The sequence below is a fragment of the Streptomyces sp. NPDC102278 genome, from assembly GCF_044766345.1.
GTDB lineage: Bacteria > Actinomycetota > Actinomycetes > Streptomycetales > Streptomycetaceae > Streptomyces.
Map to the genome: position 1 here is coordinate 31,980 of NZ_JBIWLV010000023.1, position 17,353 is coordinate 49,332.

The 17,353-nt window shown below is 69.7% G+C and carries 19 protein-coding genes and 1 pseudogene; 5 read left to right on the forward strand and 15 right to left on the reverse strand.

The features are described from left to right. Nucleotides 1-1,160: 1,160 nt before the first annotated feature. Nucleotides 1,161-1,625: a hypothetical protein gene (locus ACIRO3_RS33340; RefSeq protein WP_404143075.1), complete on the forward strand. Its 465-nt coding sequence runs from the start codon at nucleotides 1,161-1,163 to the stop codon at nucleotides 1,623-1,625. Between the two features lie 164 nt (nucleotides 1,626-1,789). Here the strand turns inward: ACIRO3_RS33340 and ACIRO3_RS33345 are convergent, their stop codons facing one another. Further along, entirely contained in the window at nucleotides 1,790-2,071 is a 282-nt protein-coding gene (locus ACIRO3_RS33345; RefSeq protein ID WP_404143077.1) for a hypothetical protein, read from the reverse strand. A 249-nt stretch (nucleotides 2,072-2,320) separates the two neighbouring features. On the opposite strand from ACIRO3_RS33345, the gene ACIRO3_RS33350 reads away from it, so the two are divergent. Continuing rightward, complete coding sequence (locus ACIRO3_RS33350; RefSeq protein WP_404143079.1) at nucleotides 2,321-2,752, forward strand: hypothetical protein; 432 nt, start codon at nucleotides 2,321-2,323, stop codon at nucleotides 2,750-2,752. A 67-nt stretch (nucleotides 2,753-2,819) separates the two neighbouring features. Beyond that, nucleotides 2,820-3,278, forward strand: a pseudogene (locus tag ACIRO3_RS33355) (efflux RND transporter permease subunit); the annotation flags it as partial. Nucleotides 3,279-3,332: 54 nt separating this feature from the next. On the opposite strand, the gene ACIRO3_RS33360 reads toward ACIRO3_RS33355, so the two are convergent. From ACIRO3_RS33360 to ACIRO3_RS33370, 3 genes are all read right to left on the reverse strand, one after another. Continuing rightward, entirely contained in the window at nucleotides 3,333-3,968 is a 636-nt protein-coding gene (locus ACIRO3_RS33360; RefSeq protein WP_404143081.1) for a hypothetical protein, read from the reverse strand. Between the two features lie 192 nt (nucleotides 3,969-4,160). Then, complete coding sequence (locus ACIRO3_RS33365; protein ID WP_404143083.1) at nucleotides 4,161-7,520, reverse strand: LysM peptidoglycan-binding domain-containing protein; 3,360 nt, start codon at nucleotides 7,518-7,520, stop codon at nucleotides 4,161-4,163. 34 nt (nucleotides 7,521-7,554) lie between these two features. Continuing rightward, nucleotides 7,555-7,968, reverse strand: a complete 414-nt coding sequence (locus tag ACIRO3_RS33370; protein ID WP_404143085.1) for a pilus assembly protein TadG-related protein — start codon at nucleotides 7,966-7,968, stop codon at nucleotides 7,555-7,557. Nucleotides 7,969-8,156: 188 nt separating this feature from the next. Between ACIRO3_RS33370 and ACIRO3_RS33375 the strand changes: the two genes are divergently transcribed. Together ACIRO3_RS33375 and ACIRO3_RS33380 are read left to right on the forward strand one after the other, a co-directional pair. After that, nucleotides 8,157-8,693, forward strand: a complete 537-nt coding sequence (locus ACIRO3_RS33375) for a DUF4262 domain-containing protein (protein WP_404143087.1) — start codon at nucleotides 8,157-8,159, stop codon at nucleotides 8,691-8,693. A gap of 36 nt (nucleotides 8,694-8,729) precedes the next feature. Next, nucleotides 8,730-9,065, forward strand: coding sequence for a hypothetical protein (locus ACIRO3_RS33380; protein ID WP_404143089.1), 336 nt, complete (start codon nucleotides 8,730-8,732; stop codon nucleotides 9,063-9,065). A 20-nt stretch (nucleotides 9,066-9,085) separates the two neighbouring features. Here ACIRO3_RS33380 and ACIRO3_RS33385 read toward each other — a convergent pair whose 3' ends face one another. The 11 genes from ACIRO3_RS33385 to ACIRO3_RS33435 form a co-directional block, all read right to left on the reverse strand. Continuing rightward, on the reverse strand, nucleotides 9,086-9,607 hold the full coding sequence (locus ACIRO3_RS33385; protein WP_404143091.1) for a TadE/TadG family type IV pilus assembly protein: 522 nt from the start codon (nucleotides 9,605-9,607) through the stop codon (nucleotides 9,086-9,088). Then, nucleotides 9,604-10,044, reverse strand: coding sequence for a TadE/TadG family type IV pilus assembly protein (locus ACIRO3_RS33390; protein WP_404143093.1), 441 nt, complete (start codon nucleotides 10,042-10,044; stop codon nucleotides 9,604-9,606). The genes ACIRO3_RS33385 and ACIRO3_RS33390 overlap by 4 nt, the downstream gene beginning before the upstream one ends. A 40-nt stretch (nucleotides 10,045-10,084) precedes the next feature. After that, the gene (locus ACIRO3_RS33395; protein WP_366000496.1) at nucleotides 10,085-10,285 is read right to left on the reverse strand and encodes a hypothetical protein; all 201 of its coding nucleotides are present in this window, start codon (nucleotides 10,283-10,285) and stop codon (nucleotides 10,085-10,087) included. Nucleotides 10,286-10,314: 29 nt separating this feature from the next. Beyond that, nucleotides 10,315-11,205 (reverse strand): type II secretion system F family protein, encoded by an 891-nt coding sequence (locus tag ACIRO3_RS33400; RefSeq protein WP_404143095.1) that lies wholly within the window; start codon nucleotides 11,203-11,205, stop codon nucleotides 10,315-10,317. After that, complete coding sequence (locus tag ACIRO3_RS33405; RefSeq protein ID WP_404143097.1) at nucleotides 11,202-12,137, reverse strand: type II secretion system F family protein; 936 nt, start codon at nucleotides 12,135-12,137, stop codon at nucleotides 11,202-11,204. The genes ACIRO3_RS33400 and ACIRO3_RS33405 overlap by 4 nt, the downstream gene beginning before the upstream one ends. Continuing rightward, nucleotides 12,134-13,507 carry a CpaF family protein gene (locus tag ACIRO3_RS33410; protein WP_404143156.1) on the reverse strand — a complete coding sequence of 458 codons (1,374 nt, stop codon included), beginning with the start codon at nucleotides 13,505-13,507 and terminating at the stop codon, nucleotides 12,134-12,136. The genes ACIRO3_RS33405 and ACIRO3_RS33410 overlap by 4 nt, the downstream gene beginning before the upstream one ends. Nucleotides 13,508-13,703: 196 nt before the next feature. Continuing rightward, entirely contained in the window at nucleotides 13,704-14,069 is a 366-nt protein-coding gene (locus ACIRO3_RS33415) for a hypothetical protein (RefSeq protein ID WP_404143099.1), read from the reverse strand. Beyond that, nucleotides 14,069-14,467 carry a hypothetical protein gene (locus tag ACIRO3_RS33420; RefSeq protein WP_404143100.1) on the reverse strand — a complete coding sequence of 133 codons (399 nt, stop codon included), beginning with the start codon at nucleotides 14,465-14,467 and terminating at the stop codon, nucleotides 14,069-14,071. Before ACIRO3_RS33420 ends, ACIRO3_RS33415 begins: the two co-directional genes overlap by 1 nt. A gap of 56 nt (nucleotides 14,468-14,523) precedes the next feature. Continuing rightward, a complete protein-coding gene (locus ACIRO3_RS33425; RefSeq protein ID WP_404143101.1) occupies nucleotides 14,524-15,249 on the reverse strand; it encodes an SAF domain-containing protein in 726 nt (241 codons plus the stop codon). Between the two features lie 52 nt (nucleotides 15,250-15,301). After that, nucleotides 15,302-16,186, reverse strand: a complete 885-nt coding sequence (locus ACIRO3_RS33430) for an ATP/GTP-binding protein (RefSeq protein WP_366000503.1) — start codon at nucleotides 16,184-16,186, stop codon at nucleotides 15,302-15,304. Further along, nucleotides 16,180-16,797 carry a hypothetical protein gene (locus tag ACIRO3_RS33435; RefSeq protein WP_404143103.1) on the reverse strand — a complete coding sequence of 206 codons (618 nt, stop codon included), beginning with the start codon at nucleotides 16,795-16,797 and terminating at the stop codon, nucleotides 16,180-16,182. Before ACIRO3_RS33435 ends, ACIRO3_RS33430 begins: the two co-directional genes overlap by 7 nt. Nucleotides 16,798-17,353: the final 556 nt, after the last annotated feature.

The window sequence follows — 17,353 nt, forward strand, 5'->3', positions numbered from 1 at the left end:
CCCCAGCCCACCGGTGACTCACCGGCTGGGCGTGTCCGCCGGCGTTAGCACACACCCGCACCCGGTGGGGGTGACCGGTGACTGACCGCGTGCACGGTGGCCTGGGGTCGGTGACCGATCGGTCACCGACCCCAGGCCCTAACCGGGTGGTGACTGGTGGGCCCGACCCTGTGACCGGTGCTGGCTGAGCCGCTGCCCCGCCTGGCACCCGTGGTCTGGGGTACCGGTGACTGATCGGTCACCGCCTTCGTCTGGCCGGTCCGCTGTACCGGTGACTGACCGAGTGCGCGCCCACCGAGGCATGGTGACTGATCGGTCCCCGGCCGGGAACGAGCGCGTTTGCGAGGTGACTGGTGACTGGTGACTGGTGACTAGTGACTGGTGGGTCCGCCCTGTGACCGGTGCCAGCTGGCCGGACCACCGGTCGTCGGTGCCTCCGCCTGGTACCTGCGGTCTGGGATGCCGGTGACTGATCGGTCACCGGTCTTGGCCAGGTCCGTTCCATCCGGTGACTGACGACCGCTGAACGGTGACCGGCCTCGGCCCACCCCCGAAGAGCCGGTGACTGACCGGATCTTCGGGGGTAGGCCGTCCGCCGAAGCCGTGATCGGTGATCGACGTCCGGGCGACCGGTGACTGACTGACCGCGTGCACGGTGGTCGGGGACGCCGGTGACCGATCGGTCATCGGCCCCGGACCTGACCGATTGACCGGTGACTGGTGACCGATGACTGACCGGTCACCACCTCCGCCCTCGTGGAGCCGGTGACCGATGCCGGTGACCGGTGACCGGTGCCCGAAGGCCGACCCGGTGATCGTTCCGAGAGCGCCGGTTCAGTGAGTCACCTGGAAGCGGGCAGGACCGGATGGTCGATGTGATGGTGCTCGACGTCGACACCGCACTCACCGCCCCAAGCTGTCCAGACTCGCCGGGCGACCGCCTCCGCGACTGCCACCGAGCTTTTCCGGACTAAGACGCCGCTTCTCATGGTGGGGAGCTGCCGGGCATCATGGTCATCGGCGGCAGCCCATGCCCGAGAGGACGAGTGCGGCAGGTGTTTGGAGACGTACAGACGGTCTTGACGGACCTGTGGCAGCGGCATTGGCCGGACTGCCCGCCAGTTGGTTACAAGCTCCGCGGCCCGTACCACAATGTCTGGGTGCGCTTCCACAGCCTGCCGGAGTCGAAGCGATACGCAGAGGATGAGAGCGAGTACGCCGTCGTCCTGGAGCGGTACAACACAGTCCTCGATGAGTTGTTCGCTGGCGGGGATGTGTACGTGATCACGCCGGTCTGGACGACCGAAGCCGACGTTCCCCCGGTGCGGCCTGACGCTGCCCACTGGCAGAGCCTGCTGGTGCAGGATGATCCTGACCCCGAGTTCCGCACCTACTGCCATCTCTTCGCCGCCCGCCAGCCCTGGCGACATGGCTGCCTTGACGCGTTGCTCCGTGACGTTGCGGACGACAAAATTGGGGGAGTCCTCGTGACTGACGTTCAGATGCGACGCATCTACCACCCCTACGACGGGGGCGCTGACGTCTTCCTCGCCACGTCTGAGGAACGGGATATGACGCGCGAGCGGCATGCCCACTGGCTTTCCAGCAGCCCGTCGGGGCTTTGACGGATCAGGGTCACCACCCTGCCCATTTCTTGTTGCGGATGACGTCCTGAACTCCGGGAGAACCGTCAAGACCGAGGATGTCGCGGGCGACGCCAGGACAGGAAGCCGCTCGCGACATCCTCGATGCGGTCAGCGGTCAGCGGTCAGCGGTCAGCGGTCAGGGGTCAGCGGTCAGCGGCCGGCGGGACCGGCGTGCCGTCCGGGCTCGGAGTCTCCTGTCTCTGGCGGGGTGCGGGATCGGTGATGAGGGGCATGCCGAGGTCGACCAGCTGGGGACGCCCGTCGGTGCGGCTGTTCTTGAGGCTGTTGAGCTTGGCCATCGCGGCGTCGAAACTGACCTGGAGTCCTTCGACCTCGCCGAGCCAGCCGTTCCCGCGGGCTTCGGTGATGCGCTCGCGAAGGTTCTGGATGATCTCGATGAGGCGGGGCCGCTGGCGGGGGTCCATCTGGAGAACGTGACGAGCTGGTGGGCGCCGTCGTGGCGGACACCGATGGAGCGGATGACGGCGGTGACGGGGCCCAGCCCGTCAAGGTGTGTGATCTGCATGCTGACCACGATTCCGCGCCGGCCGGTCCGGCGATAGGTGTTGCCCGTTGCCTCTCTGGCAGCGTGCGGGACCGGTTTCCCGACCGTGGCCCGACGCCGCTTCAGGGGTCATAGCCTGGTCTCCCAGGTTCAAGAGGTGGGAGACATCATGGATGCGCTGCGGATCGATACGGACGGCTCGGTCGTCGCGCTCTCGTGGCCGGAGGAGTACGCGGAGCGCCGGGAGACAGTGCGTACTGCCGTGGGCGGATCGGCGGACGCCGCCATCTATCACCGCCGGGCGCACCTGCATGTCCACGGGAACGGGCAGGCGGAGAACCTCCCCATGAACCTGGCGACATGGGTGCTCGCTTCTCACTGGCGGGAAGTTGAGATCCCGTACGGCTTCCACGGGCCCGTCGTGGTGACCGGGCCGCAGTTGGCCGGGCTGGACGAGACCTTGGCCGGGGAGGTGTTGGCGATGTGTGCCGCGGTGGCGGATGTGCGCGCGGAGTGGGTGACGCGGTTGCCGGTGGGGGAGTCGCAGGCCCGCGCCGAGCTGCTGGCCGCCGCGCGGCACGCGGTCGCGCCGCCGGCCTGAACCCTCGACTGGCGGCGCCCTGTGACGAGCACGGCTTGCCCCGTGCAAGTCCGGCCTGGGTGGCCGCGCCACCGGCGCGCTGGGCCTGCTCATCGTCACCGGCACCCCGACGGGCGTCCCGGCGATGATCGGCATGCTGATGCTCATCGGCATCGTGGTGACCAACGCGATCGTCCTGATCGACCTGGTCAACCAGTACCGCGCCCAGGGCCTGGGCGTCGTCGAGGCGGTCGTGGAGGGCGGCAGGCACCGCCTGCGGCCCATCCTGATGACGGCCCTCGCGACGATCTTCGCGCTGCTCCCGATGGCGCTCGGCGTCACCGGTGAGGACGGGTTCATCTCGCAGCCGCTCGCGGTGGTGGTCATCGGCGGCCTGGTCAGCTCCACGCTGCTGACCCTGCTGCTGGTGCCGACCCTCTACGCGATGGTCGAGCTCCGCAAGGAGCGCCGCAGGGCCAGGAGGACGGCCCGCCTCACGGTGGTCCCGACCCGCCCCTCCGAGAAGGAGGCCCCGGCCGAGGTCTGACCCGACCGGCCCGCCGACGAGGCCCCGGACGCCGCACGCGCGGCGTCCGGGGCCTCACGCGTAGCGGTGGTAGCAGCCGCCCCCGTGCCGTCCGGGGACGTCGCGCCGGTACTCGTCGTAGCCGGGCTTCTTCAGCGACGTGATGTCGGCGGAGTCCATGACCAGGCAGAACGCTCGCTCGATCGGTTCGCGGGTGCTCGCGCGCCGGACGATCAGGGTTGAGTCGTAGCGGCCGGGCGCGTCCTTCCAGCCGTGGGTGCTGAAGCGCATGACGGGCTGCTTCGGTTCCTCCTGGGTGACCATGAAGGGCGCGGGGTCGGACTCGAACTGCCACCAGACGCCGATCGTGTCGTAGTCCTTCGGATCGCGGGTGGCCACCCATCTCACGCTGTCTTCCCAGAAGAACTCCGGCCCAGGGCCCGCGTTCGGGGGCCGCAACCGCAGCTCCATGCCGGTGACCATCTCCACGTCCCCGGTGTCGTACCGCGTGGCGATGGTGGGCTGGACGAAGACGGAAACCTTCTCGCCGTCCCGGTTCAGCCTCAGCGTCAGCGGCATCGTGACCACGGTGCGCGGGTCCTCCTGAGCCTGGGCGAAGTTGTAGCCCGAGAACACCAGCGCCACCAGCGAGGCGATGCTCGCGATCCACGTGTGCCCGGTGCGGAAGTGCTGCTTCCCGAGTTCGGCCATGGTTCCCAGCCTGGGGCGGGCCGCCGTGCGCCGCCCGTCCGCGTGGGCCGCCTGGCGGAGCACGCGCCGTGGCGGGTGCTGCGCTGGCCCCTTCCGTCGGAGTTTTACCGGGTAAAAGTGTGGCTGCGTGTGCAGACGCGTGCGGGGCCCGCCAACGGCAAGCCCCGCACGTTCGTTCTTCGACGGTGGTCGTCAGCTCGTCGCGGCGCGGTGTGCGGCCGGGTAGGGGTCCCGTGACAAGGCGCGGGTGATGGTGTCCTCGGTCGAGTCGTCCAGGGTGATGTCGTAGGTGCGGGCCATCTGCTGCACCCGGGCCACCGTCTTGCGGACCGCAGTCGTGTTGCCAGCGGTCCAATGGATTCGCAGCAAATCCCGGTAGAGGACTTCGGAGGTCTCTTCGACGTCGAGGCCTTGGAGGACGGCGTGGCGGGCGGCGTCGAGGTCGGGGGTGTCGCCGTCGGTGTGCCAGCGGGCCAGGGTGTGGGCGGTGTCGGTGATCCGCGACATCATTTCCTGAATGACGGGATCGGCCCACGCAAGTGTGCGCCCGTCGAACGGCTTCCCCCGAACGAGGGCCATCGCCGTTTCCAGGTCCTCGGTGCCGGCCGTCGGGCCGGCGGCCAGCCCCCGGGACGCCAACGCCTTGAACTGCTCCCAGTCGGAGGTCACCGCGGGGTGGAAGGCGTATCCGTCTCCGGCTTTCGGGCGGGGCAGGAGCGGGTGTCCGTCCTCGGTGAGTCCGACGACGTTGCGCAGCTCCGAGAGGCGGGAGTGCAGGGTGCGGGTGGACCACGGGTTGATCGGGTCCATGGCCTGGCAGACGGCTTCGGCGCTGCGTCCGGGGCGCAGGTGGATCAATGCGGCGAGGGCGGTCGTGCGCGAGGCGTGAGCGGAACGCACGCCGCCCTTGATCCCGAGCGGTCCGAGCATGTCGATCCGCACCTCCACCACGTTCGCCTTCGTGCCGGCCGCGATGGTAGGCGGCTGCGGCTGGGTGGCGGCCCCAGCTGTCGACCCGGTGTCCGGTGCCGTCTCCGCAGCGGCCGGCTCGTCGGCGGGCGCGGCCGGTGCCGGGATGGCGGAGGCGGGGGAGGGCGTCGGGGTGGGGAGTCCGGCGAGGAGTGCGGGGAACGGGTTCCCGGGGTCTTGGGCGTCCTCGCTGGTGATGCGAACGGTGAGCGGCTGCCCGCTCGCGGCCGCCTGGTCGTGGCTTTCGGTGAACTCCCACGCCCCGGTCGCCGGTTCTGCCTCTTCGGCGGACACAGTCAGCGCGTGGACGTATTGGCGGTACTGCTCGTCGGTGATGCGCTGCAAGGTGACGGGGAGGTCGAGCGGTTCGAGACGGGTGCTCTGCTCGCGGGTGGTGTCGAGGATCTCGGCGTGCGGGAACGCGCGCCGGGATGCCGCGGTGGCGGGCAGGACCACCGCCGTTTGCAGGGTCCGCGCGGCCGCGAGGGCGTCGGCGAGCTGCGCGACGTGCTCCTCGTCCGGCTCACCCGCGCCGATCATCAGCCAGGGCAGGACCTGTTCACCGCTCTGGTGGGCTTCGAGGAGGAGTTCGCCGAGGTCGGTGGCAATGGCTGGGAGGTGGGGCATGGTGCGGATGCGGCCCTGCGGCAGGAGTCCGGACAGTCGGGCGCCGAGTCCGGTGGTGAGGATCTCGCTGTAGTCGGTCCAGCGGCAGGTTCCGAGTTCCAGGGCGAGGGCGCGGGCGACTTCGAGGACCTCGTCGGGGGTTCCGTCCAGGAGCAGGACTCCGCAGGTCGTAAGGTCCGCCAGGAGGAGACCGTCGTCGTCCGCGCCGAGCGTGACCAGACCGGGGTAGGGGGCGTGGACGTCGCCGAGTTCCTCGACCGCCGGCAGCCCTGCCGCGGGGTCGAGGGCCCATGTCCGGGCCTCGGGACCGGTGGTGAACGGGGCGACGGGGTCGGCCGGCTCGTCCAGCAGGAGCGTGATCCCGTCGGCCGTGAGGCGTGCACCGCGCAGCGCCGGCAGGCTGATGCCGTCCTCGCCGGCCTGGTGGGCCAGGGCCCGCAGGGCACGGTCGAGGAAGTCGATGCCCTGGGGCTGCGCTGCCGCGTCGAGGACCTGTTCCACCTCGGTGGGAACACTGTCCTGCGCGATGGTTTCCCCCGCGCGGCGTTGACGCTGTTGCAGGATCCGCCGCACCCCCAGCGCGCCGGCGAGTGACGCGGCAAGGAGCGTGCCGATCCCGGCGACCAACGCCCAATTGACGCTGCTGCCCGTGAGCTGCGCCCGAGGGGCGGCCGCGGGTGTGGCCGGCGCGGCTTCCTCCGGGGAAGCCGGCGCGGCCGGGCTGGGCTTCGCGGTGCTCGCGCTGGAGCTCGCGGTCGGGCCGGCCTGCGGTGTCGTGCTCGCCTGCGGGGACGTGCTGGTCTTCGGCGTGGGCGAGGCCTTTGCGGTGGGCGCGGCGGCGCTCGGCTTCGGGGTCGTACTGGCCTTCGGCGTCGCGCTCGTCTGCGGCGTGGGAGTGGCCTTCGCGGTCGGCGCGGTGGGGGTGGGTGGGTTGCTCGGCGGTGTGGTGGGGCGGGAGACCTCCGGCGCGGGGGCCTGGGGGGCGGGGGTGCTGTCTGTCGCGGGGAGGGTGAGTTTCTGTCCGGGGTAGATGAGGTCGGGGTCGGTGAAGGTGCCGCCCTCGGGGAGCGGCGCGCCTTGGTTGAGTTCGAAGATCTCGGGGTAGCGGTCGGCGTCGTCGAGCTGCTTGTCCGCGACGGTGGACAGGCTGTCGCCCTCCTGGACGGTGTACTCGCCCCGACCGACCGGGGCCGTACGGCTGCTCTGCGCGCGGATCCCGGCGGGTGTGGTGGTCGACGCGTCGGCGGGCATGGTCAGGACCCATCCGGGCTGGATCGGCTGATCCGCACGGAAGGTGCTGCCGTCGACCATGACGCGGTTCTCGTTGGCGGCGGCGATGTCCGTCCACCGCTCCCCGTCACCCAAGATTTGTTCGGCGATCGACCACAGGCTCTCGGCCGGCTTCACATCCCGCACCCTGTACGTCACCGCCGCGCTCTCGCCCTCGTCCGCCACAGCACCGGCCGTGCTGGCGGCGGCGGTGGTGGCGCCGGGTGTGGCGGTCGCGCTGACGCTGACGGCTGCGGTGGTGGGGGCGGCTGTCGCGGGCGCGGCGAGGGCCGTTCCGGCGGGCAGGGCCAAGAACACCGCGCCGACCAGGGCGGCGGCGGCCCGCTGTCCGACCAGCCCCCGGATCTGGGGTGCCGCGCGGCCGCGGAGCTGGGCGGGAATCTCCAGCAACACCGCGCACGCGAACAACACCCATCCCACCCATCCGGCAACGGCCAGGACCAGAAGGAAGACCTGGCCCGAGTCGTCAGTGGAGAACAGATGGGCGAGGGCGTCGAGTCCGGGTGGGCCGACCCTGGCGGTGGCCCACCACAACAGAACCGGCAGACCCACCAACAACGCGGCGAGGATGGTCAGGCTGAGGATGCCGCGCAGCATCGTGGCCGCGATCTGCGCCGCGCCTCGCGCGGGAGGGGCCGGCTTGCCGGCGGTGGGGGGCTTCGACATGGAAGAGTCCTTCGCGCTTCGGGGCGGGGCTGTTCTATTCGGGCTGGGTGACGCCGTGCAGGAGTCGGGCGGATCCGTGGCCGGTGACGCTCATCGATCCGACGCCTACGATCGCGAGGAACTTCGTCGGGTAGGTGTCGTGGACGGTGACGGTGAGCTGGGTGCCGTCCGCGGAGAGGGCGGTGGTGCCCTGGGTGCCGGCGCGGGCCAGGTAGGCCTGGGCGGCGGCCTGCGCGGCCTGCGGATCGACGCGGACACCTGTACCGGTGACGGCGGAGGCGGGGTCGATGGCCTGGCCTGCGGCGCGGGCGGCCTCCATCGCGACGGAATCGGCCCGCTCGGTGGCACGCAGCTTCCCGCCCCCGTCGATCGCCAGACCGATGATCCCCAACAGGGTGATGGTCACGATCGCCGTGTAGATGGCGATCCCGCCCTCATCACCACGCAACCGACCTCGACGTGACCCCGACTCCGCTCCCGCCCGCGATCGGACCGGCGGCCCGACGAGCGTTGTGGGCGTCGTGGGCTGGTTCATGATCCCTCCCTTGTCGGAAAGTCGTAGGTACCGACGCCCACCTCTCCGCCTGACCGATCCCGCTGAACATGGGGCCAAACCGCTCCCGTAGCCTCACGGCCATGCCCACCGGTCACACCCTCTGCCACTGCGTCCTCTGCCAGGACATCGAAGAGCCGGACCCCCGCATCCAGTCGACGGTCGATGTCATCCAGCAGCACGGGTGGCAGGTCACGATGGTCCCCGTCGGCTGCGACGAGGCACCCGGCTGGGCGTACACAATCGGGCTGTGGCATCGCCACCGCATCCCGGAGCTCACGATGTTCGGCCTGGATGTCCGCATGATGCAGACCCTTCTGAACGACCTCGCCCAGCGGGCTGTCGAAAAGCGCCCTCTGGAGGCGGAAGAGGTACGGCACGACATCGCTCCCGTGCCGGTCGTGCTCAAAGCCGTCGACTACCGCTGGTACAAGGCGTTCTTCGGCACCGCGATCGACTTCTACCGTAGGCCGCCGTTCCCGGTCCTCCAAGTCGTCTGGCCCGACCGCCACGGAGTCTTTCCCTGGCAGCCCGGTGGGGAAGGCCTCCTGACCCGCCAGCCCCGGCTGGACCTGCACCCCGACGAACACCCCGCCGGCGTATGGACGCGGAACCTGTGAACGCACGACTGCGGCGCCATCGCGGACAATGACGCCATGCAGCATTGGTTCCGCAGCTACTGGACCGAGGAAGACACCTGGTTCTACTTCGAGGTCGACGCCGACGGCTGGGTCACCCGCCAGGTCGAGCTTCAAGGCCCCCTCGAAACGCCGATCGCTGCGGCCTCCCTGGCCGAATGGCAAGCCGCCCAGGAGGCTGGAACGCTCGCGGACTGCGAGTCGACGTTCGGCGCCACGGCTGAGGTGCCGCTCCAGGAGTGGGACGGGTACGAGCCGTACGACCTCACCCTCGAAGAGTTCGAGACCATCTGGCTCGCAGCACGAGCAGCCTGCCGCGACGGATCCCGGAGTCGCGCGACGCGAGGAGCGTGAACCCAAGTACTCTCGCGCGCTCACTGCACGGCCTCCTCACTTCGGTGCGTACTCCTTCGCCCTTCAGAATTCGCGAACCCGAGAGCTCTCGACCTATACGCGTCGACGACGGACGTGAACCGGCTGGTCAAGGTCTTGGATCCGGGAACGCCGGGAAGCAGCAGGTCGGCCATGGTCACGGTGCACGAGATGGTCACGGTGACGGTGCCGACTTCCCCGATCGGGACGGCGAGACCGGAGGTGTCCACGCTGGTGCTGCTCGATGCGCAGTGCACGCCCTGGTCGTCGAGGGAGCGGGCCGCGGCGGCGCCCGCTTCGGCCTGCGCCCCGCCCTGGGTGCGCGAGATGGAGGCGGCGCGGGCGGCGTCCTCGGCGGCGGCGTCGATCTTCGCCCCGGAGGTGACGATCCGCCCGCCGGCGATGGCCATGCACAACAGCATCAGGAGCAGCGGGGTGACGATCGCGGCCGCGATGGTCTCGCTGCCCCGATCCTCTCGCCACCGCGCCGCCCAACGGCCGCGGCTGGCTGGGGTGTCGGTCACGGTGTGGTCCACCTCTCGCGAGGGGCTCCAGCCGACTGGGACACGCTCAGTCCGGAGAGGCCCGGGATCATGGACGGGGCGTGACCGGTGACGGTGACCCGTACCTCGGTGGCACTGCTGCCCGACGTGCTCACCGTGGTGCCGGTGAGGCTGTCGCCCGCGATACGACCGAGCGTCTCGCGGGCCCGTGCCGCGCCGGCGCCTTCGGGGGACTGGTAGACACGGGCGGCTGCCACGCCCTCGCGGGCCGCGGTGAGCGCGATGTTCCGGGCGAAGAACCACATGGCCGCCTGCACCACGCAGATGGTGACCAGGAGAACGATCGGGAAGACGATCGCCATCTGGATGGACGACTCCCCCCGATCCTTCCCACCCCGGCCCCCGCCCATGGCTCCCTCGGTCTCCGGCGCGGATTCGCACCGCGCGGTGTCCGACACCTCGCCCTCCCCCTTCGTCTTTCCGTCTTCCGTCGACTTCCTAGATCCCGGAGAGCTTGCCGTTGTACTTCGTCACGACGATGCCGATCGTCCCGGCGATCGCGAGGGCCCCGGCGACGGCGGCCACCCAGATGATGATGGTCGTGATCGAGATGTCGCCCCGATCCTCGGCAGCGTGCTCCTGGACTTCCTCCCAACGGGACTTGAGGGCCACCGCGAGACGGATCGCGTACTTGGTCATGAGGGAATCTCCTTCGTGTGAGTCATGAGTCAGGTGTTGATCATGCGGATGACGCCGGGGAACGCGATGAGGAGCATCACCAGGACGGCCATCAGCGCTCCGGGGGCGGTCATCTTCTCGCTGTTGGCGTTCGCGTCGGCCGCCTGGGCCGCGAGCAACTCGGTGCGCAGGTTCTTCGCGCGGGACCGGAGTGTGGCGTAGACGGACGCGCCGTCGTCGGCGGACTGCCGCATGATCGCGGCAAGGTCGTCGAGGACGGGCAGGTCGAGTTCCGCGGTGAGGCGGGCCAGGGACTCCCAGTGCGGCACCTTGTCGACGCGGGAGCGGGCCAGAGCGCCCCGGATCCGCTGGAACGCCCATCCCTCGCCGACTTCGGCGGCCTGCTCCATCGCCTGCTCGGCGGACACGTTCCCGGCCCGCCGCAGGGCGACGAGGTCGAGGTAGGCCGCCATGGCGTGCGCGAACTCCGCCCGCGCCCGCCGGGCCTTGTCCCGCAACGCCAGATCCGGCGCGAACCACAGGACGACAGCGGCCAGGATCCCGACGATCGCCGGCAGATACAGGGGCAGGCCCAACAGCAACAGAGGGATCGTGGACAGCGGCGGCAGCAACAGACCCGCACCGGCCAGCGCCACCTTCGTCAGGAGGAATCGGGCGGGGGTGGCGCCGGTGAGGGCGAGATCCTTGTACGGGATCCGCACCCCCGGCACATCGGACAGCCGCTCGACAAGCCACTGCCCCCACCGCTCGTCCCGATCGGCACCCTCGCCCCCCACGGCGGCCTGAGGGGCCGCGGGTTGGTTCAGGCGGCGCAGCGCCGGCCCGAGAGCCGGGGCGGGGCGCAGCACCTCGCGGACCAACAGGGCTCCGCCGGCTCCGATCACGGCGCCGGCCAGGATCGCGGCAACAGGCGTCGTCATGCCGTCACCTCCAGAGGGGACTCCTCGGATTCCTCGTCCGCGATGGGAACGGTGGCGACGGCGCTGCGCGGGTCGGCGATCAGGAACCGGGGGACCGGCTTGGTGTCGGCGATCTGCCGCATCAACGACAAAACCCCTACAAACGCGGCCGCCAGAATCGCCAACACGATCTGACCGATCGTGGTGCCGTACGGGGCGGTGTACGAGGGGACCAGGAACCCGGCACCGATGATGCCGAGCGTGATGATCGTCATCCACCGCATCGTCGTGCGCGGCTTGGCCCGGTCGGCCTCGATCACCCGACGCCGGGCGACCTCCTCGTGCACCGACTCGGCGAGATCGTCCAACGCCTGCGCGAGCCCCGGGCCGCGGTCGGCCGCCGACAAGACCAGCGCGGCCACCACCTTGTCGGCCGTCACGTCGTTCAGGGCGTCGCCGAACAGGCGCAGCGCGTCCGTGGGCCGCCAACCGACCTGAAGCCGGTCCACAAGGTCCCCGACCTCACCCGCGATGTCCTCCGGGCACCCCTTGCGGGACACCTGCAACGCCTCATCGAGCCCGCGCCCCAACCGGAGCACGTTGCCCAGACGCTGCGTCCAGTCGCCGAGAGCCTCAAGCTTTCCGATCCGAGTCGTCGCCGACCTCGTGGGCGACAACAACCAGGGAACCCCGATCACGGCGAGGAGCACCATCGCCCCGGCCACGAACATCCCGGTGACCAACCACACCAGTACTCCGGCGACGGCCCCGAGGACGAGCCGTGTGCGGCGGGCCATCTTCTCGTCCCGGGACGCGAGCGTGCGCCCGGCCCGAAGCCGCGCGCCGATTCCCGGGCCCTTGGGGGTGGTGGTGCCCACGATTCCGGCGACGAGACCGACGAGACCGCCGGCGATGGCGAGGCCGGCCAGGACCCACATTAGAAGGACGGTCACAGCGCGTCCTCCGTGATCAGGAGCGGCAGCGTCGAGGGCCACGCGCCGCCGGCCTCGTTCAGCAAGGTGGCGTCGAAGCCGACGCGGCGCAGGTCGTTGATGCAGCGCGGCAGCATGAGCGGGACCGCGCGGGGCTCGCTCCACTCCGGCCGCGGACCGAAGATCGCGTTCGTCTCCGGTCGGCCGCCCTCACCGATACCGGTCACCTCCAGGACGTGGGAGAGGAACCGGTGTCGGTGTCCGCCGATGCGCGTCTCGTCGATCGAGGACACGAAAACGATGAAGTCGAGGCCGTTCGCGGCCTGCCGGTAGGCGAGTTGCTCGCTCATGTTGGCCTGCGCCAACAAGTACAGCTCGGCGATCCGGTCGAAGACCACAGACGGGCGGATGGCGTGGAGGGTGCAGAGGTTTCCGCCGGCCCCGTTGGTCATGGCCTGGAGCATCGCGACGATCTCCGGCCCTCGGACCTCGCCGACCACGATGCGGGTCAGCGTCATGCGCAGCGCCCGGTACATCAGGTCCATCAGCGTGATCTCGCCGGCCGCGACCCCGCCGACCATCTCTCCGTTGGACTCGCGGGCCTCCATCGGCACGACCTGCCGGTGAAAGCCGTTCTCGTGGGCGAACAGCTCGTATTCGGTCTCCAGCGTCGCGAATCGCTCGTCGGGATCGATCTCCCGCAACAAGGCGCGCAACAAGGTGGTCTTGCCCGCGGCCTGGCCGCCCACCACCATGATGTTCTTCTCCGCACGGACTGCGGCGCGAAGGAAGGCTTCCAAGGTTGTGTCGAGCATGCCGCGCTCGACGAGTTCGGGCAGGTCGGCGTCACGCATGCTGTGCCGGCGGATCGTGACGTAGGCGCCCGGCGTGACCTCGATCATCGCCTGAAGACGGGACCCGTCCGACATGCGCAGCGCGAGGAACGGGTCAGCGGTGCTGAGGCTGCGTTCGCTCTGGCCGGTGGTGCGACGGGCCAGGTCCCGGAGCAGCTCGCGCAACTCCTCCTCGGACTCCGCGACCGGCGCCACCCGCACCCGGCGCCCGTCGGTGAAGTCCAGCCACACGTCGGTGTGCCGGTTGATGAAGATGTTCTCGACCAACGGGTTGTCGAGGTGGGCTTGCAGCCGGCCGGCCCGGAACTGAAGATCGAACACGGCCTGCGCCATGATCGCGTCCTCGGCCGCACTGCTCGCGGCACCCCGGCGAACAGCCTCGGCATCCGACCAGATCGCCACCTGCTCATTGATCAGATGGCGCCCCTGCTGCTCCTGCGCCTCCACGGAAAGACCGGGGCGCGCCCGCAACAGCTCTGTCAGTCGCTCGCCGACCTCTTTCTTGATCAGGCGTACTGCGGCGTAGTCCAGCGCCATCGGCGCGACCGGAGCCGCCTGGGCGGGGACGAGCGCACCCGCGCCCGGGGCGCCCGAGGCAACGACCCACGGGTTGGCAGAGCCTGTCGGCGCGGGTGCCGGCTGGTGCACGGGAGCGGGTACCGCCGCGCGGGAACCGGCGAGGCGCGCGGTCAGTGACGAACTGGGGTTGATCTGCGGGTTGCTGTGGACCGGGTTAGCGCGCACCACTGACCTCCCTTCCCGAAGGCGGCTCGGGTGGCGGTGGGGCCAGTCGGGAACGACGGATCTCCACCAGCTCCCGCACCCGCAGCGCGGCCGACCGTGCCGACCGCATCAACTCGCCCACCTCGAAACGACGCGGCTGCTCCGCACCATCCGAAAAGACGCGTGCCTCCTTGGGCCGCCACGGGATCACCGCGACAACCGGCGCCTCCAAGTGCTTGCGGACCTCCTCCTTGGGATACGGTCCCTCGTCCACCAGCAGGATTCCGATCTGCGCGCTCCCGCCGAGGTGCTCGCGCAGCGTCTTCAAGCGCACCTCGGCGCCCTGCAACCCGCGCATCGTGTTGCGGACGACCATCAGGACGACGTCGGCGCGCTGCGCGAGGATCGCGGACGCGCCAAACGCCCCCGCCGACCGAGGTCCACCAGGACGTCGTGCCCGTGCTCCTCGATCCCGGCAAACAGGGCTGCGAGCGGCCGCCATACCGGCTCCATCGCCGACGCGTGCGCGGGATCGTAGAGACCCGGCAGCACCAGACGATCACGGGTCTCCGCGTCGGTGACGTCGACCAACTGACGCCAGAACGCTTCGGCCAATTGCTGCTGACGGGCTGCCACCGCCAGATTTCGCAGGCCGTGGGTGTTGTCCAAGGTGCCCTGGAGCGCGCCCGGCAGGATCGCCCCGCCATCGGGGTCGGCCTCGGCCAGCACCACCCGATGCCCCTGCGCCAACGGCCACCCCATCAACAGGGCCATCGCGGTCGTGGTGACCCCTGGAGCTCCGAGACCACCCGCCAACGCCACAACCGCCATCAGCCCGCCTCCTGCGGCGCGATGATCAACGCCACCGCACCGGTCGCCACCCGCGCCGCCAACGTCGGCCCATCCGCGGCCGGCACCGCCACATCCACCACGACCACACCCGTCGCCGGCGCCGGCATACCCACCGCCACCACCGTCGCCGCCAACGTCTTCGGCACGACCGCCGGCTCACCCGCCTTCCCCGCACCCGCGCCCGCCGCGGCCTGGGCAGGATCGGGAGTCGACACGATCAACACCTTCTGACCCGGCCCCAACCGCGTCGCCGGAAGCTGCGACGGCTTCAACGCCACACCCACAAGCTGCTCACCTGCCTTGACCAGCGACACAGACGTCACCTGACCGGGGGACAGCAGAGAACCGGCCTTCAACGCGACAGCGGCCCGCTGACCGACCATGCTCGACTTCTTCGTGACCGGGACCGCCTTGACCGCCGGGTCCAGGGCGAGGGACGCGGGGGCGAGATCGGCGGCGGTGATCGTCGCCCCCACCGGCACGTCATGCGCCACCACCAGAACACTCGACCGCTCACCCGACGCCGTGAACAAGAGTGCGCCCGACAGGCCTCCGGCCGCGATCAACGCGACCGACAGAGCGATCAACCCGGGCCGGCGACGCCGCTGACGCACCATGCGCGGCGCGGCCGCCGGCTCGACGCCACCCCTACCGGGGCCGGGGACAGACGGCCGCCCCGGGACGGCCGTGGTGGTGCTGCTCACGTGCAGTGCCTCCATGCAAGTATTGGAAAGTCTTGGGGACCATCGCCGGTCGCTACTGGCCGACGACCTGGATCTCTCCGACCGACACGGTGAACGGCGTCGTCCGAACCTCGGTCAACTGACCGCTACGCCCGCCACCGGTCACAGCCCAATCGATCGTCCACGTGCTCGTCGCGGCGCCCTGATACCTGGCACCCGGCCGACCGGCCGACGTCGACCGGTAGCGATGACCACAGTCCGGCGACGGCGACATGCCACGCGCCGCGGTGTACGGCGTACCCGGGGACGTACAAGTCACTGTCGTCCCGTCGCCCATGCTCCAAGCCACCGACGACACCTTGGCGGTCGCCGTCACCGTGATTCCACCCGCCGACGCCGACGCGGTATTAGGACCCCAGGTCGTGGGACTCTGGCTGACCCACAACCACATCGGCACCCCGACCGTGTACCGCCCGTCAGCCTTCGGACTGGCAATCGCAGGACGGTCCAGGAGCATGCTGTCGACGGCCCGCTGCGCGAGGACTGCGGGGTCGACGGCCGGAACCGGAGTGTCCTTCGACCAGAAGGTCAGCCCAACGGCTTCGTCGTTTCCGGTTCCGATGCCGCTTCCACACGTGTTTACGTAGACAACGCCGTCACCCGGTGCGTGCCCTTCCCACAATGCGCTTCCGGCCGCCGGCTGGGGTTCAAGCGGGCTGATTCCGCATGCGCTTCCATCCACCACGCTGCCGGGTTGACCACTGTCCCCGCTACCGCCCCCCTCTTTCGAGGGGGTGGGCTTCGTGTTTCCGGTTCCCGGCCGCCCGCTGGTGCCCACCTCCACGCAGAAGCGGAGATCGGCACAACCCCCCACAACGTCGTCGGCGTACGCCGCGGGCGCAACAACGCCGACAAGCACGAGGCTGCACAGGACTGCGCCGGCTCTCGCTCTCAGCATGACTGCCCCTGGATCTTTTCTTCGATGAACACCCATCCAGTCGGCCACTTCTCGGCTGTCAGCGTTGTCTTGTAGCGGAGTAGACGGGTCTTGGACAGTGGGATCTCTGCACCGGTCTTCTTGTCCACGGGCTTCCACTGAGAGACGTCAACGCAGTCGGTGACAAGGGCGGTCCTCAGCTTCGGACCGTCCTTGAAACTGACCCCGGTGCCCGAGTGCTTTGCCTCGCCCGTGATCACCTGGCCTGCACTGCGAAGGCTGGTAAGGCCCTGCTCCGTCTGTGCGTAGGCGGAACCGCTGGCTACTTGCTTCAGGTCGGTACCTGTCGAGTCCGATTTCGCATAGGCCGCCGTGAGGACGGACCAGTAGCGGTCATAGGCGGCTTGTACTTCTGCTTTGTCAGCCTGCAACGGGTCTGTCGAGGCGCTGGCGGGCGCGCTGGGAGGGGTCGACGTGGTGGAGGTCGAGGTAGGAGAGGACGCGGCCTTGCCGTCCTCGGTGCCCTTGGTGCAGCCGACGGTGAGGGTGGCGACGATGGCGGCTGTGGCGGTGGCTGCGAGGAGTCGGCGGTGGTGCCTGTGGGTTCGGGCGTGCTGTCGGGCCGTTGTCACGGAGAAACCCCCCGGGGTGGTCACTTCGTCGGGCGGGTGGGTGGGTGCCTACCCGGGCCGCGGAATCGCTGATGCAACGAGTGTGTACGTGGTTGCGGTGCAGTCGTATAACGCACCTTACGACGTCAACGCGTCAGCTCCTATGGGGTTCTTGGGGTGCAGATGATCGAACGTCACCTTTGCCCGGGATTGTGGGTGGGTCATATGCCATAGGGCCTGTGAGGTGCGGGTTTGTCGCTGTTCGACGATGAGAATCGGCCGTAGGCGCGATTCCGGCGTCGGCCGGCTTGATTTCTTTGTTCTGGCTGATTCTTTGCTGTTGGTAACGGTGGTGAAGGTAAGCCTAAGCAGAGGTGGTTCTGCATCGAGCGTGGCCGGTGAACCTCACCGGTTCACTCACCGGTGAGGTCGGATCAGGTCACGATCGGGGTTGCGATCACCGTGAGGAGGTCCGGCGTCCTTCGTGGGACGTCGTGCTCTCGGGACGGTTCGGTGAGTTGTAGATGAGGTGGCGTTTCTTCGGTGAACCGGTGTCCGCCGTACGGGTGATGGTCGG

Coding starts and splice junctions, on each gene's coding strand:
- ACIRO3_RS33410 (WP_404143156.1), bottom strand. CDS start 13,507: ATGGCGCTGGACTACGCCGCAGTACGCCTGATCAAGAAAGAGGTCGGC.
- ACIRO3_RS33395 (WP_366000496.1), bottom strand. CDS start 10,285: ATGACCAAGTACGCGATCCGTCTCGCGGTGGCCCTCAAGTCCCGTTGG.
- ACIRO3_RS33415 (WP_404143099.1), bottom strand. CDS start 14,069: ATGGTCGTCCGCAACACGATGCGCGGGTTGCAGGGCGCCGAGGTGCGC.
- ACIRO3_RS33400 (WP_404143095.1), bottom strand. CDS start 11,205: ATGACGACGCCTGTTGCCGCGATCCTGGCCGGCGCCGTGATCGGAGCC.
- ACIRO3_RS33420 (WP_404143100.1), bottom strand. CDS start 14,467: ATGGCCCTGTTGATGGGGTGGCCGTTGGCGCAGGGGCATCGGGTGGTG.
- ACIRO3_RS33350 (WP_404143079.1), top strand. CDS start 2,321: ATGGATGCGCTGCGGATCGATACGGACGGCTCGGTCGTCGCGCTCTCG.
- ACIRO3_RS33375 (WP_404143087.1), top strand. CDS start 8,157: ATGCCCACCGGTCACACCCTCTGCCACTGCGTCCTCTGCCAGGACATC.
- ACIRO3_RS33380 (WP_404143089.1), top strand. CDS start 8,730: ATGCAGCATTGGTTCCGCAGCTACTGGACCGAGGAAGACACCTGGTTC.
- ACIRO3_RS33430 (WP_366000503.1), bottom strand. CDS start 16,186: ATGCTGAGAGCGAGAGCCGGCGCAGTCCTGTGCAGCCTCGTGCTTGTC.
- ACIRO3_RS33345 (WP_404143077.1), bottom strand. CDS start 2,071: ATGGACCCCCGCCAGCGGCCCCGCCTCATCGAGATCATCCAGAACCTT.
- ACIRO3_RS33360 (WP_404143081.1), bottom strand. CDS start 3,968: ATGGCCGAACTCGGGAAGCAGCACTTCCGCACCGGGCACACGTGGATC.
- ACIRO3_RS33365 (WP_404143083.1), bottom strand. CDS start 7,520: ATGTCGAAGCCCCCCACCGCCGGCAAGCCGGCCCCTCCCGCGCGAGGC.